General features: G+C 70.9%; 1 protein-coding gene. It reads left to right on the forward strand.

The genetic code is table 11. From position 1 onward, the window contains the following. Nucleotides 1-153: 153 nt before the first annotated feature. The coding region (locus CNO22_RS27345; RefSeq protein ID WP_157937165.1) for a PA domain-containing protein at nucleotides 154-1,583 on the forward strand (1,430 nt) is incomplete at its 3' end.

Below are 1,583 nucleotides of genomic sequence, written 5' to 3' on the forward strand. Positions count from 1 at the left end.
GCAGCGTCCTGACCCCCGGGCGGGGTCGGCGTGCATGGGAACTCCCGCGAGCCTTGACCGCGGCGGTGTACCCCGTTTGGGTGACCTCCTCGGCACCCGACGTGTCGAGGGAACGCGCCGGGCGACCGGCGATCCCTGTTCCCGGGAGGGCGCGTGTTCACGAGGATCGGCAAGGTGACGGCTCTGGCCGCCGTCGGCGTGTTCGCGACGGCCGGGCCGGCGTTCGCGCACGACGACGACGAGCCGGCGATCGACGATGCGCAGGGCGCTTACGGACACGCTGCGCAACACGACGGGACCGACGGCCACCTGCTGCCCGTCGACGAGAACATCGACCTGGTCAGCAAGCTCGAGCTCAGCAACGTCGAACCGGGGGGGATCGCCGACGTCGCCGTGTTCGGCGACCACGCCTATCTGGCCGCCTTCGGCCGGTCGGTCTGCGAGAACACCGGGGTCCACGTCGTCGACATCTCCGACATCGGAGATCCCCGGGAGGTCGGCTTCGTCCGGGCCCCGGAGGGCAGTTTCCCTGGCGAGGGGGTGCAGGTCGTGTCGATCGACACCCCGGACTTCACCGGCGACGTCCTGCTGACCAACAACGAGATCTGCAACCCGGCGACCGGGTTCGGCGGGATCAACCTCCACGACGTCACCGACCCCTTCCAGCCGCAGCCCCTCGCGGTCGGCTTCGGCGACGCCGACGACCCCACCAACCCACAGAGGTCGGCCCATCAGACCCACAGCGTCTTCGCCTGGGACGCCGGCGACCGGGCCTACGCGGTGATGGTGGACAACCAGGAGGCCGCGAACGTCGACATCGTCGACATCACCGATCCCAGGACGCCGGTCCTGATCGCCGAGCACGACCTCGCGGCTCTGTTCCCGGGGATCCTGCAGCCGGACCAGGGCCTCGACGAGGTCCTCCTGCACGACATGATCGTCAAGGAGATCGACGGCCGGTTCGTCATGCTGGCCTCGTACTGGGACGCCGGCTACGTGCAGTTGGACGTGACCGACCCGGCCAACCCGGTCCACCTCGCCGACAGTGACTTCCCCGACCCCGATCCCGAGGCCCTGGAGAGCGGGTTCACCGTGCCGCCGGAGGGCAACGCCCACCAGGCCGAGTTCACCGCGGACGACGCCTTCGTGATCGGCGCCGACGAGGACTTCACCCCCTACGCCGTCACCGCACGCAATGACACCGACGGCACCGAGCTCGACGCCGCCCCTGCCAGCAGTGAGGGCACCCGACTCGACCCGGGTGAGACGATCAGCGGTCAAGCGGTCTTCGTCGGGCGCGCCTGCCCCGGGGACCCGGCGGTGCCGGCCGGTGGGGAGGGCACCCAGATCGCCGTCGCCGAGCGCGGGGTCTGCGACTTCACGGCGAAGGTGGCCGCGGTGGAGGCCGCGGGCGGCTACGAGGCCGTCCTGGTCTTCAACCGGGAGGGCCCGGACGGCTGCAACACCCCGGCCGGCATGCTCGCCGAGGGCAACATCCCGACGTTCGGCGTCGCGCCACGGGAGCAGGGCTTCGGCATCTTCAACGCTCCCTACGACGACGCCGCCTGCCTGGCCGGGGACGG

The sequence above is a fragment of the Geodermatophilus chilensis genome, assembly GCF_002802985.1.
Taxonomy (GTDB): Bacteria; Actinomycetota; Actinomycetes; order Mycobacteriales; family Geodermatophilaceae; genus Geodermatophilus; species Geodermatophilus chilensis.